Source organism: Nitrosospira sp. Nsp1 (assembly GCF_900100985.1).
Taxonomy (GTDB): domain Bacteria; phylum Pseudomonadota; class Gammaproteobacteria; order Burkholderiales; family Nitrosomonadaceae; genus Nitrosospira.
In genome coordinates this window covers 20,172-34,159 of the sequence record NZ_FMUF01000001.1, presented here as the reverse complement: position 1 = coordinate 34,159, position 13,988 = coordinate 20,172, and the positions used below count along the sequence as shown (strand labels likewise).

General features: G+C 54.3%; 8 protein-coding genes, 1 other RNA gene and 1 riboswitch. Of the genes, 3 read left to right on the top strand and 6 right to left on the bottom strand.

Annotated elements, in window-relative coordinates:
- Nucleotides 1–242: 242 nt before the first annotated feature.
- Nucleotides 243–1,559 carry a sugar-transfer associated ATP-grasp domain-containing protein gene (locus tag BLP78_RS00115; protein ID WP_090455166.1) on the bottom strand — a complete coding sequence of 439 codons (1,317 nt, stop codon included), beginning with the start codon at nucleotides 1,557–1,559 and terminating at the stop codon, nucleotides 243–245.
- 497 nt (nucleotides 1,560–2,056) lie between these two features.
- A complete protein-coding gene (locus BLP78_RS00110) occupies nucleotides 2,057–3,007 on the bottom strand; it encodes a Kdo hydroxylase family protein (RefSeq protein ID WP_090455164.1) in 951 nt (316 codons plus the stop codon).
- Nucleotides 3,008–3,697: 690 nt separating this feature from the next.
- Between BLP78_RS00110 and BLP78_RS00105 the strand changes: the two genes are divergently transcribed.
- Complete coding sequence (locus BLP78_RS00105) at nucleotides 3,698–5,017, top strand: CapA family protein (RefSeq protein WP_256329912.1); 1,320 nt, start codon at nucleotides 3,698–3,700, stop codon at nucleotides 5,015–5,017.
- A 32-nt stretch (nucleotides 5,018–5,049) separates the two neighbouring features.
- On the opposite strand, the gene BLP78_RS00100 is transcribed toward BLP78_RS00105, so the two are convergent.
- Nucleotides 5,050–6,531, bottom strand: coding sequence for an amidohydrolase family protein (locus BLP78_RS00100; protein WP_090455162.1), 1,482 nt, complete (start codon nucleotides 6,529–6,531; stop codon nucleotides 5,050–5,052).
- Nucleotides 6,532–7,094: 563 nt separating this feature from the next.
- Between BLP78_RS00100 and BLP78_RS00090 the strand changes: the two genes are divergently transcribed.
- Nucleotides 7,095–10,136: a galactose oxidase-like domain-containing protein gene (locus BLP78_RS00090; protein WP_176752736.1), complete on the top strand. Its 3,042-nt coding sequence runs from the start codon at nucleotides 7,095–7,097 to the stop codon at nucleotides 10,134–10,136.
- A gap of 91 nt (nucleotides 10,137–10,227) precedes the next feature.
- Here BLP78_RS00090 and ssrS read toward each other — a convergent pair.
- From ssrS to BLP78_RS00075, 3 genes are all read right to left on the bottom strand, one after another.
- Nucleotides 10,228–10,408, bottom strand: a non-coding RNA gene (gene ssrS, locus BLP78_RS00085) — 6S RNA.
- Nucleotides 10,409–10,497: 89 nt separating this feature from the next.
- Nucleotides 10,498–10,806, bottom strand: a complete 309-nt coding sequence (locus BLP78_RS00080; protein ID WP_090455156.1) for a cell division protein ZapA — start codon at nucleotides 10,804–10,806, stop codon at nucleotides 10,498–10,500.
- Entirely contained in the window at nucleotides 10,803–11,003 is a 201-nt protein-coding gene (locus tag BLP78_RS00075) for a hypothetical protein (RefSeq protein ID WP_090455154.1), read from the bottom strand. The genes BLP78_RS00080 and BLP78_RS00075 overlap by 4 nt, the downstream gene beginning before the upstream one ends.
- Nucleotides 11,004–11,191: 188 nt before the next feature.
- Nucleotides 11,192–11,540, top strand: a riboswitch (cobalamin riboswitch).
- Nucleotides 11,541–11,650: 110 nt separating this feature from the next.
- On the opposite strand from BLP78_RS00075, the gene BLP78_RS00070 reads away from it, so the two are divergent.
- Nucleotides 11,651–13,717: a TonB-dependent receptor gene (locus tag BLP78_RS00070; protein ID WP_143002852.1), complete on the top strand. Its 2,067-nt coding sequence runs from the start codon at nucleotides 11,651–11,653 to the stop codon at nucleotides 13,715–13,717.
- Nucleotides 13,718–13,988: the final 271 nt, after the last annotated feature.

Genomic DNA, 13,988 nt, shown 5'->3' with positions numbered 1-13,988 from the left:
TTGTCCCAGAAGACCGGTAAAATTTTGTCCGGAATCCTACCCAAAATCATTCCCGGGGGAACAACATGGGAAACTTGCAGCATGACGTGCGGAATAGCAAAGCCGATCCGAAGCGCGACCGTTCTCGCCGGGGTGGCGGTTGGTTTCTGCGATACGACCAAGGGAACGAAGATATGGTCATGACTTTGAATTGCCCGGCCATGAATTGCAGGGAAGCTGCACATTACTCTCCAGACTCCCCGCTAAACCGAATGATGCTTGGCCTCGACAGTACGCCTCAGGTTGAACGCGAGGAGTTTTCCCAGTCGTTCGTTGCCCACCGGCCCCCTGCCGATCCGCTGGAGCATGTCGAAATCCGGTGCTTTGTTGATTGCGACCATGCATGGTCCGTTGTCAAGCAGGGCGACGTCCCAGCCGATCAGCACCTGGTCTGAGAACGCGCTGCCATGGGCATATCGGACCAGATCGATCAGCTCGGGCCAGTATGGAAGTTTGCGATGCAGAATCTGCGCGCCATTTTCGTAATACTGCTCATACCATCCATCCACGGTAGACCCCCAGGCCCCACAGGTGGCCCTCCCCAATTCGCCGGTATGAATATCCACATTGGCCGCGATTCCCCCTGTGTGAAAATTGTCGACGACGGCGGTGCTGTTTTGCGCCATGCGAAAAACCGCATTGGTAACTTCGAATTCGCCTTGCTCATTACGGCAACTCATCACCCGGATCGTTGCAAGGGTGCCATTACCGAGGTCGGCGATCTCCCTGTGATTCACGAGCCGTGGCTGCACCAGGAAAGCTCTTCGTTGTGATGCCTGGCGCAAGCATTCAAGCACCTCGTCCGCGGTAGCATTTTCACCGTCGTTGCGTCGATATTGCCCCGAACCCAGATAATCCCAGCGCGTGGCATTTTTTCCGTTCTGACCCTGCAACGGCTTCACGAAGAGATCGATTTCCGGGAGGCCCGGCCCGCTCCAATCAATTGCCGTAATCTTTCCCTTCGCGACGCTCAGAAGGGCAGGCGCAGTGGCAATACCAAATTCACGGCAGCGGGACATGAAGCGTAATTTGTCTTTTATGCACGCCGTGCTGCGCTCCGTCGGGACGGGAAGACCACCATTGTAGTCGCGCAGGAGGCGATATAGCCCGCTTTTCATCTCAAAACGGTTCACATATTCGGAGGCGTGTTGTCGCTTATCGTCGTCATGCAGTTCGAAAATATAGTACCAGGGAGGCAAAATCGCGCACCGGAGCGCAAGTCCGATCTGCTCGCGGGCTTGGCGGATTATTCCCTTCCCGGTCCTCTGCTTTATTGCCTGTCCGTTTAGCGCGGTAAAGACTGTTGCCAGCACCGCGATCACCAATGGCACAAACGGCAGCAACGCACAGATTACGATACGTTCGCGGAGCCTGATCTCGTGCCAAATTTCGTGCTGGAAGCATCGGTGGACAAAAGTTGCTGCCGAGTTATCGTCAGGCAAGCGGGAAAACGTCCACATCGCGCCGCTCAATTCCCGCGTGATCCTGTCAAAGCCCCAGCCGCTTACAATCTTCGTCATGGCAATCAAAAATTATAACTACAATATAGTTATTATAAATCAATAACCTGCGTCTGACGTCCTATCGAAAGCATTTGGTGCTTGAGTAAAGAGTCAGGGCTTAAGTTGAGGATTCCCACGGTTTCCCCGGTCGCCCGAGGAAGAGCAGGCAGTACGCAGCCGCCGAGGTAATCGTGATGGCTCGGGAACTCCGGGATCTTCTTTCGTCGGATCGGGCCGGCAGGACCGTCTTGACGAATCCCGCAGTCGTCGCTCGCTTAAACCTAAATCCGGTAGTTGACCGCTCATTTAATAGATCAGTGTCATGATTAATAACAATATTTCATGTTATTTGACGCCCACCTTCCGGGTGAGGGCGCTACGGGGTGAATTGCACGGTTTTTGGGCACATGTCTGCGTTGCAACTCCTTGGAATGGAACGACCATTCCGCGTCGTTGCACCTTGCCCTGCACCCCAAAAACCGTACACTTCACCCCGTCCAACTACCGGATTTAGGTTACACCAGGGCCTCGCCGGTCAGCCTCTCCAGAATGCGAAGCGATGAACGCGCCGGATCGTTCATCGCCTCCACCGGCAGGTAGAACGTCTGATCGAAGCTGTGCTGGCCCGACACCGCGCCGTGCAGCACCAGGTCCGTGATCGCGATCCAGCTCGAGCCGGGTGGGAACTCCATGAACTTATGCGGTGCTGTCTGCTGGTATTCCTTGTCGCCCATACCGAGGGCGCGAAGCGCCGCAATGTACTGATCGTATTTGGTCTTGGTTCCGTCGACGATGCCGAGGCGGGCCAGAATAGAAGAAATCAAACCCGGCTCCTTGAGGCGCACGGAAGGCAGGAAGCGACGCACGAAGGGCTCGAACGGTTCCCCGAGCTGCCAGATACGCGGTCGAGTGGTGGGATGGATGTTGGAGAAAATGCGCAACATGCCGCGCCCCTGGGTGGGGTACCCGTAGCTCGAGTCGATGTGCAGGGCCTGGATGTTGCTGCGCTGAAAAGGCCGATAGGTGACCCGTTTGCGGTCCAGCGTTCCCTGGTAGCTGGGGAACAATTGGCCGATCATACTCTCGGTCCACTTGCCGTAGCGCGCCATGGCCGCCTCGAGATCAGGACGCGCCGTATCTTTGACCTTGGCGCGCATCATCTTGCCGCGCACGCGTGCATAATGATATTTCTTGATATGGCCGCGTGCCGGATCGAAGATGATCGTGGGCCGGCCATCCTGAACGTCGGGCTCCCGGGTCAGGATCTTCGCCGTGTCAGAGATCAGCTCCCGCTCTTGCTCGGTAAGCTCGAAACCGCTTTTGGGCAGGTAGATGACGCCTCCCCCTTCCAACATCTCAATGGCTGTGCGTTGCATCTCCGGCGTCGATAGATCGGCTCCGGGCTCGATCGTCAGCATCTTCACGGTTTCAGCTTCGCATACGGAAACATGTTCTTCATTTACCATGGCATGGCATCCCTCGATGTGCAAGCGCGTAATAGTCTGACAGCAAATTAATAACGCTGCATCATCCCTTTTCTGTCAGATAGTAATTGTCTTGATCCATTTTAGTACCGGTAGCAGCAAATTGGCGGCACATCTGACTGGCCCGCAACCACGGCCGGACAGAAGTAGAAAATTCGACTCCATAGGTATACGGGATAAGCCGCGATTCCGTCGCCCAGCGGGCGAATTACGCCAGCGCTGCCCTTGCAATCAGAGTGGCGCACGCCTCGGTATAGCGAGGTCGCCATTTTATCAATTCTGCGCTTGGCATTCCCTAAAGACAATAGCCACTGTGCATTGAAGCGCTCCTGTCTCAAGTGTCCACTGAAGCTTTTCAACATGGCGCCGCCGGTCGGTTTGCCGGAGGCGGCTGAAGTCAAGTTCAACGCTGGCCCAATCCGGACCTATACCAGATCCATATCAGACCTGTAGGTAGGTCTGGGTTTCAAGTCGGCGACACACAATGCGTCGGTCTGAGCCTGAACTAATACGGATTAACCAAGCTTGGGCGCTATAAATGTATCGTCTTCCCGCATCAATAACTGCAATTATTATCCTATGCGCTATATTGAATTCACCGATCTTCGTTGATGTGTTTTTATCGCAGTCAACGGGGTCAACCGCAATCAAACGCACTGGTGCGATCCGGCGATGAAGAGTCCTGAAAATTCCGGATGTGTAAACCGGCAACTGGAGCGGCGCCAGTTTATCGGTTATGCGCTGGCTGCGGGAATCACCATTGCAGTTCGGCCAATGTGCGCGCAGGCGATCACAATCGATACCGGCAACGCTCCCGAAGCCGGAAGCGCATCGAAGGATAGTGAACAAAACACCGGGCGCCAGCATCCACAATCCCTTCATCCGATTACCTTGTTTCTCTGTGGCGATGTCATGACGGGAAGGGGTATCGACCAGGTATTGCCACACGCTGGGAACCCCATCCTCTTCGAGGGCTACATGAAAAGCGCGAGGGGATATGTGGAGCTTGCCGAAGAAGCGAACGGCCCGATTTCGAAGCCCGTCGATTTTTCCTATATCTGGGGCGATGCGCTTTCTGAACTGGAGCGAAGAAAGCCCGATGTGCGCATTATCAATCTGGAAACCGCGGTCACCCGCAGTAATGACGTGGAAAACAAGGCGGTCAATTATCGGATGAATCCCGACAATATCCCCTGTATCACGGCGGCGAATATCGATTGTTGCGCTCTCGCGAACAATCATGTTCTGGACTGGGGTTATTCAGGACTTGCGGAAACGCTGAAAACGTTAAAAGATGCGCATATCAAAATTGCGGGAGCCGGGCGCAATATTCAGGAGGCGCAGGCTCCCGCTGTGATGGCCATTCCTGAAAAGGGGAGGGTGCTGGTCTTCTCATTTGGGTCGGAAACCAGCGGCATACCCTGGAGCTGGGCTGCTGCGCCGGACAGGCCGGGAGTGAACATGTTGCCCGACTTTTCCGCTGCAACGGTTCGAGGCATTCACGACAATATTGAAAAAGCGAGATTGGCGGGCGATATCGTGATCGCGTCGATTCATTGGGGCGGTAATTGGGGTTACCAGATCCCGCGCGATCAACAGGAATTTGCTCATCAGCTTATCGATGACGCGAATGTTGACATCGTCCATGGCCACTCCTCCCACCATGTGAAAGGGATCGAGGTTTATAAAGGAAAACTGATTCTTTACGGTTGCGGCGACTTCCTGAACGATTATGAGGGTATTTCCGGGCACGAAGCTTATCGGAGCGATCTGGCCCTGATGTATTTCGTACGCGCGGATCCCTCGACCGGCAAGCTGGTCAGCTTATTCATGACGCCCATGCAGGTCAGGCGCTTCAGGTTAAATCATGCGGTTGAGAATGATGCCCTGTGGTTAAGGGATATCCTGAACAGGGAAGGCAAAAAATTCGGAACTTCGGTCGAGCTTCAGGCGGGCAATATATTGGCTTTGAGATGGGTGTCGTCGCACTAGCCGAAACCGGTGGTTCAAGGGTGGAGGGTGGCTCAGGGTTGCCCAGCGCCCGGTAGATTGAGGAATTCGCGCCGTGTCTTCGGCCCGTAGGTCAGGAAATGCGGATCGGGATGTTCCAGGTAAGCCAGCCGCTCGCGGGCAATACGATCGCGTTGGGTATATTTCTTCACTTCGTCCGGGCTGATCGAGTAAACTTTTGCAGCGTTTAGTCCGAAAATCCTGGCGCGTAGCTGCGGAGTCATTTCAGGATAGCCATACCTGGCGCGTAATTCGGGGGCGATCTGGAATGCGCGGAATGCCTGAATCTGATCCTGCGGCGAGCCATACCAGATGGAATCCGTGCCCCAGAGTACGTTATTCTCGCCGCAGTACTTCAAGAGCTTGCCCAGCGCATGCGCTGCCGCTTCCGGGTCGCGCATCAGGTAGCGCCACGTGCTGCCAAGCTCCGCATAAACGTTGCTATTTGGCGATACTCCATTCTCGATGAGCGAGCGGATCAGTGTATCGATGCCGTCGTCAGCGCCCCTGCCCTCGAAGGCGCGTTCGGGGACGGTGGTAACGAAGCCGGAGTGATAGACCAGGAATGAAACGTCGGGGAAGCGCTTGGCGACGACGCCGATATCACTGCATTGGCTGTGCTCATAGGATTGTTTACCGAAGGGCAAACCCTTGTGTACGCAGATAACCTTGACGCCGAGTTTGCGCGCTTTTTCGATGAAACGCGTACCGATGTCATCCGACAGAAAATAGCCCTTTCCGCCGGGCCCGAACTGGGTGTAAGTCTTCCAGGCAGACACGCCCCAGCGCTCCTTCAATTCGTCCATCGCTGCAAGGTCATGTTCCTGGTTGGGGTTGACGCGTCCATGGATCAACAGCCGGTGCATACCTTCCATCCGATCGACGATCGTGCGCACCGCGTCCGCCCCCTGGATGGTAAGCGGCTCGGCGTCGGGCTTCGATGGTACAAAGGAGAGCACCATCATATCGGTATCGGAATCGAGGAACACGTCCTTGATGAACTCATCAGGCCCCAGGCAACGCAGGTAGCTGTGCGAACCAGGCTCCGCCGCGAGTGCACAGCCTGTTTTTGGCATCTGGCTCAGGGGTTTTACACCGGGCGCGAGCTTCTGCAACCAGGCACCGTTCGGGTCCACAAAGTGGCCCTGCACGTCGAAGATGAATTCGCCCTTGTCCCCGATTCGCGCCTGTGCGAGTTCGGGATCGAGCGCAGCTTCGATTGGCAGATCAAAAAAGCCGCCTGCCTTGCCTGCTGCGGCGTTCGCCGCGTTGAAGGCAAGCAAGGTGGAGGCCGCGCCGCAAGCGGAGATTAGAAAATTTCTTCGAGAAACAGCCAAACGCTTTGAATTCTTATTCGCCGCTTCATGTGCGAGGCGGTTCGCAGCCTGATTCACAGGGGATAACGGTACCGGTTCAAACTCCCCGTTGGATGTCGTGTCGAGCTTGATAGGGAGCCGGGCGCCGTCTGGATCAACGAGTGGTCTGGCTGAGTTCATATCGGCAGGTCCTTTCAAAAAAATAAATGCGGAGCGCAGAAGAGCTCGCCGCCGAGAAAGTCGTGTGCGTTATCCAATTTCACCCTAGAACTCGCCCACCCAGTCCTGCCAGATCTGATCTTGAGTGAGGTGTTCCACTCGCAACCGAAATGCAAGCCCCACTTGGAAAATTAGGCAAGGAGACGCTACCACAGATTAATACATACAAATCGATTTGGCAAAGCGCGTATTTCAGATTATCCACTGACGTGGCAAGGCTTGCGCAAATAGTATCAAACAGGTCAAAAAGTGAGATGTGCGCTGCCTTTCTCACAAATGTTGCTGGCCGCTCTTACTTGCCTTTTGGCAAGCGTGATCTACACTGGGTTATCGAAAGAGCGCATCAAATCTCGCGGTGGGCTCGATTGCTATTTTGGCGGATCGCGTCGGCAAGGCACCGGCCGGGTCTGCCCGCGTTTATAGTGCCTGCCGTGGTCGTGGTCGTGGTCGCGGGCACTGCTATTACGATTGAGTACTTGCTTATCCATTCCAGCATATGATCCGGAAGGGGCATGGGGGCCACGATGAATTTCCACCGACGCGACATATTTCTGAAAATTGAATTGCTGCCGAGTTATAGTCCGCTCGCACCTGTGGCCTGCGCGCGTCACTTTGGGCGTGATTGCATGTTCAACCCAGGCCACGAATCGGGCCGCGTATCCGCGCAGGAAATTCTGGCCAGTACCGCCGATGGCCTGGTCTACCGCGAATATCTGGACGCGCACTATACGATTCCGAACAAGGCGAAGCTCATCGAGGCGGATGTCAACGAACCGCCGTGGGATCGGAGGATTCCGGGCTGCCTGCTCTATGCAAAACCGTGGGAACGGCTGTACATCCATGTCTGGAACGCGGATACAAGCGACTGTCATAGTTTCCATATTCACGGGCTACGTTACGGAATCGAATCGGATGGAGCCTGGCCACTGGGTGTCGCGGGGCGGGATGGACGGCGCAGCGATGAAATTCTTCCTGGTCAGAAGTGGATTTACGTTTATGACGTTACGCCTGACATGGTCGGTGCCTGGGGATTTCATGATCACGCGCACGACGTTGCGCGAAACATTAGTCTGGGCTTATTCGGTGGTTTGATCGTCCGAAATCCAGCCGCGCCTTGTGCAGATCATGAAGTTCCGGTCTTTATTCATCAATTTGCCGGAAGCTCGAGCGTTGCGTTTCAAAGCAAACCTCTTGCTCATGGCGATTCGTTCAGTTTTGCTTTTGCCGATGCGAAGATTGTTCACTATTACTGCGCGATCCACGGCCCCATAATGAATGGAACAGTCCAGGTCACGGCGGGCGCACCCGCCAGCGCAAACGTCAGCATCCAGGACAACAAATTCGTTCCGTCCCTGGTCCAGGTGCGTCCTGGTGGAAGCATCAACTGGCAAAATGACGGCGACCATGAACACATTGTATTTTCTGCTGGAGGCGGCGCTCCAAACTTCTGCCTCAATGGCCGCGCGTTTGTCGGGAACACGCCGACAGTGGTGGGGGATACTGGCGAGAGGCTACGCTGGTATATATTCAACCTGGATGTCTCCGGTATCTGGCACAACTTTCACCCCCATTCAGTTCGCTGGGCGCTCCCGATCCCTCTTGGAGGCGCATCCGATGTACACGGGATAAGTTCTCTGGAAACATTTATCACTGAGACCGAGATTCCTCCCGCCATGCGACTTCCGCACGCTCTCGAGCAGTTCCAGAGGGATCCGCCGGAAAATGCCTGTCGCGTACGAATCCGCGGAGATTTCCTTTTCCATTGCCACGTTGAAGAGCACATGATGGCCGGTTTGGCCGGCTTGGTTCGTGCTCGCCAGTACATCTGGATTTCTGACGAATTGAGCAGGGCGATCGAGGTGGAATTGCCCTTTGACGACGGAATGAATGCGTGCCCGCCGGTCGATATTTTGCGCTGCCTGCGTGACTACAATGCATCGCCTATATTCGGCCACCACCATTCGGGTGGCGTTACGGAGCACTTGGCGGCAGCCGTGGAAACGGGGGGTATTGTCGGCATGGGTGGAATGGGTAGCATGGGCGGTATGGACGGGATGGGCGCCATGCCTTCGGGGGATATCCTTGAAGCAGCGACGAAAGGATTGTGGGAATTACTGCCCTGTCCCGCGCCGATACTCGCTATTCATGGTGCGGTATTGCATACCGGTAAAGTTTTGTTATTTGCTGGCTCGGGTAATGATGAACTTTTCACGACCGGGTTGCGCAGCGCGGTGTGGGATTATGAAAACGGAGAGTTTATTTCTCCTTTTACTCCTGTGGATTTCTTCTGTGCAGGCCAGACATTTCTGCCTGATGGCAGGTTGCTTGTCGCGGGTGGCACAAAGGAATATGACAAGGATGGCCGCCCCTTCATCGGGCTCGAAACCAGCTATCTGTTTGATCCGCTCTCCGAATCTTGGATCCGTCTTGCCTCGATGGCCGAAGGCCGATGGTATCCCACGCTGGTTACACTCGGAGATGGCAGAGTTTTCACTGTCTCAGGCGGGCCCAACCGGGCGGAAATCTATTCGAGCGTGACGGGATGGACTCAAATGCCTGGTCAGGAAGGCTGGCCTCTTTTCCCGCACTTGTTTCTCATGCGCGATGGCCGGTTATTCTACGATGGCGGAAATATGTTTCCGAATCCGGTAGGGGTGCTCCCAGGACTGCTGGATATAGCCACAAGCACAATGACCAATGTCACGTTACCGGAAGGATTCAGCCAGAGCAGAGATCACTGCGGCAGCGTGTTGCTGGCGCCGGCGCAAGACCAGCGGGTCATGATCCTGGGGGGAGGTGACCCCGCGATCAACAGCGCGCACATCATTGATCTGAAAGCTTCCGCGCCGGCCTATGAGCCGGTTGCGTCCATGACTCACGCACGGTTTCACGTAAATGCGGTCCTACTGCCGGATCGAACCGTATTTGTCTCAGGTGGAAATGGCCAGTCTGAAGTTGTGGCGACGGCGGTTCTGGAGGCCGAGATATACGACCCTGCTACCAACACCTGGATTACGGCCGCTACGGCACAAGCCGGGCGGCTGTATCATTCAATTGCCCTTCTGCTGCCCGACGGTCGCGTGCTTGCGGCCGGATCCAATCCGAACAGGCGAGACGACGAACTGCGGCTTGAAATCTATCATCCGCCATATCTGTTCCGGGGCCCTCGGCCCTTCATCGAGACAGTACCGCAGCAGATCCTGTACGGCGGAGAATTTGAAATCCATACCCCGCAGGCTGAAGAGATTCAATGGGTCGAACTGATCTGGCCCATGGCGACAACCCACTCATGCGAGACCGGGCAGCGCGTGGTAGACCTTCAGTTCAAGGCGCACGATTTTTGCCATTTGCATGTCAATGTCCTGAGCGAGCAGAACATCGCTCCACCGGGATGGTATATGTTGTTCCTGGTCAACAAACGGGGCGTGCCCTCGGTTGCCAGGTGGGTACAATTGACGGGAGGCGGAAAACCTGACCATGAACCCGCGGAAATAAAACAGCACCTTGACATGCACGTCACCAGCAAAGATAACCCTGCGCCGGGGACGAAGAAGCCGAGTGACTGACCCTAAAATGCATGATTCAGCCAGGATTGATTACGGAAATTTTAAATGAAGGAAACAAAAAAGCGGCATAGCCGCTTTTTTGTTTCCTGATAAGGTCCCCGCAGATGCCGTCAACCCATTTATCTTGAACCTTAGGGTCCAAGGCGGTCACTCGCCGGATGCATCAGGCGCTTCCCCTAAAGGACTCGCACAACAGCATCACTATGGTTTGCAACCAGTTCTTAAAAAGTTGGTTCAAAGAATATAGGGCTAAACAAACACCGCAGGGAACAACTTTGGTCCATTTTCGCCTGCATTTAATACCTGACTCGGCCGGCCGAAATGAAGAATTTGTTCGGGCTGGCTTGAATTTGTAATCCGGTTAAAACAACTTGTCCTGTTCCGGCATCACCGCATCAAGCGTTGCCTGCATGTGATCGATTCTACGCTTAAATTCTTCCATGTCAAAGCCTCCTCTGTTCCTTGTGGTAAGCAATTCATGAGTAATGTTGAGTGCGGCCATGATAGCAACGCGCTCCGATCCGACCACTTTGCCGCTATCCCTGATTTCGCGCATCTTCTTGTCGAGATAGGCCACTGCTTGCAGTAGTTCCTCGCGCTCTTCGTCGGGGCAGGTAACGCGGAATTCCCGCCCCATGATGGTTACATCCAGGGCTCTGCCGGTCTTCATTCTTCGCTTTCCGGAATCTGCATCAGGATGGCCTCGAGGCGAGTGGTTGCGGCGGCTATTTTTTCGGCCAAACGCTTGTTCTCACTGATGGCGCTAGCCAGGTCCTGGCGGAGTTGGATATTTTCCAACCGCAATTGATGACATAAATGCACGAATTGATCAATTTTCTCTTCGAGGGACTTCAGTTCCGATTCCATCAAGTCACTATAGTTTGGAAATCCCTGTCGAGTCAACTCCCTGTTGAGTCAACTGCTAACGTGATTTTTTAAATGTAGTTTCAAGTAATCCACGACAGTCGGTCGCGATCCGTCGGGCACTCGCAGCGATAAATTCGACAGTGGAAGCCGAACCATCAGTTTACGCTTGAAACTGATGGTTCTGGTAGAATGCCGGCCACGTTTGAGGTGCTCTGGCCGCTTTACGCGGTCGAGTTAAACGGGAACCAGGTAAAGCAACCTCTGAATATAAATCCTCCGGCAGGACTTATTCAGCGGTTTCTTGAATGCCTGGGCTGCCCCCGCAACGGTAAGCAGGTGTGGGCGTATCGAATAAGAAGCTCTGAACAAGAAGTGTTCCGTAAAACGCCGGGTTGGCAATTGCGTTGCCAACCCAGTTGCCCGACCCGGAGACTTTTTCAGAGAATTCTTGATGCCACTGTGAATGCGCCAATTCATGGGAAGGTGATACGTCAAATCCTGCGAGCCCGGATACCGGCCTTGAACGCATATGGAAATATCGCGTGGGGCGATATCCTGATCGATATCTGTTCGCTCAAAAGCCTCTGCGGTATTTCCTTGTTCTCGATACATGGTGGATACGATTCCTCCAATTACAAGCTGATACCATGGGTCTATTCCACAAGCTGCTTTTTTCGTTTTTTGTCACGTCTGCGTCTTCATGGGCAATCGCCGAATCCAACGATCCGGTGACACCCCCTCTTGAAGAGGTCGTTGTTACCGCCACGCGCTTTAATCAGCGTGTCGAGAAGCTGCCGATAGGCGTTTCGGTAATTCATGCGGAGCAGATCAAAAATAGTGCTGCTTCGACTTTGCCGGAGTTGCTGCAACAACTGGCTGGCATTCATACCCGTAATGTCGATGGCAGCCCGGACCCCCAGATCGACATGCGCGGATTCGGCATTACGGGCAACCAGAACACGCTGGTTTTGCTCGATGGCCAGCGGATGAATGAAAACGAACTGGTGGGCATCCGCTGGTCCACGGTTCCGCTTGATTCAATCGAGCGCATCGAAGTGCTGCGGAGCAGCGGCGCCGTCACCTATGGGGCTGGCGCCACGGGTGGCGTAATCAATATCGTCACACGCGCTGCCGCGCCTGGTCGTGTGTCAGGCACCGGCGGCGTTTCATTTGGCAGTTATAGTGCAACGGAATTCAATGGAACGCTAAACGCCGCAGGCAAGGACCTTGGGCTGGCGCTCAGCGGTAACGCGCTGCAAACGGATAACTATCGCGTCAACAATGCATTGCGTCAACTGAACCTGCAAGGGGATCTACGCTATAAGTTCACCGATGGGAGGGCATTGCTGAAGTTCGGCGTGGATGATCAAAAATTGGAATTACCGGGTACTCGCACCGAAGCACAACTGAAAACAGACCGAAAAGGGACCTCGACACCGCGCGATTTCAGCACGCGCGAGGGCGCGTACGTGACGCTTCGGGGAGAACGTACTACTGGATTTGGCGAGCTTGCCGCGGATCTTTCCTTTCGCGATATCCATCGCACGGCATTGTTTGATGATTACCGCATCGACGGCTTCAACTCCAAAACGTTTGTCAATTCACAATCCGATGTATGGCTGTTCAATCCGAGGGCGAAACTGCCGTTTCAGGCTTTCGGAATAAATCACGAACTGATACTGGGCGCAAATCTGGAATGGTGGGATTATCGTGCCGAACGCCTTACCGGATCGGAAACCATACAGGGCTCGGCATCCGCCACCACACCACAGACCGATGTCGTGGCGACTCAGCAGAATCGTGCGGTTTACTTTCAACACACCTCCACTTTACCCAAAGGTATGACTGTTACGCTGGGGGGGCGGCTGCAATGGGTGGACAATAAGGCCAATGATCGTTTCAATCCCTCAGCTCACGCCCGCGGTCAACAGAGCCGCACCGTTCATGCCTATGATGTTGGCGTACGCCAGCCTCTAGGGTCTGCATTTTCGTTCTACGGCAAGTTTGGCCGTAGTTTCCGCATACCCACGGTAGACGAAAATTTCAATCAGTTCGGTGGGCCGGCATTCGATTCCATAATCAAGATACTTGAGCCTCAAACCGCTCATACCGGAGAAATCGGACTGGATTATCAGCAAGGACCGGTACGAGCCCGCACCTCGCTTTACCGGATCAATCTCAACAATGAAATCAACTTCATCAACATAGACCCGTTTCGGTTCTTTGCCAATACGAACCTCCCCCCAACCCGGCGGCAGGGCTTCGAACTGGAGGGGTCCTGGGCCGTTAATAGCGCAATCGATGTATCCGGCAGCTACACTTATAGTGATGCACGTTTTCGTCAGGGGAATTTTGGCGGCGTCGATGTTTCAGGAAACATCATTCCGTTGGTGCCGCGCCATAAGGTTTCGGCGGGCGGTACCATTCGGCTTGCACCGACAACGCGCTTCGCTGCGACGATGAATTATGTCGGGGAACAGGTATTCGATAACGATCAGGCCAATACCGCCACGCGTCGCATGCCGGATTACGTTACCGTGGATCTCAAGTTTACTCACCAGCTAAGAAAGCTGTTGCTGAGCATGGCAGTAAACAATTTATTCGACGAAAAATATTTTTCATATGCGATTCGCAACGCGCCGGGCACGAGCTTCAATGCGCTACCGGCTCGCGAGCGTAATGTCTGGTTCACCGTAAAATATCAGTTCGACTGAGATCATTCGTAACCCGGATGTTTCATAAATTCGCGTGATGATCGCGCAGGGTTTTGTTTTGTAGGGAGATTTTGTGAAAGAGTGGCGTAGTTATTGATACGCCCGACTGAACGAAATTTTCATACGAAACAAAAGACCAGCGAGGGCGCGCGTCAATTTATGAAACATCCGGGGTAATAACGTTCCGCGAAGCATCTTATCGCGCATGGAAGCAGATGACATAATACGGCTTTGCCAGAACGCCTGGTAATGCATCTTCTTCCGATTCTGC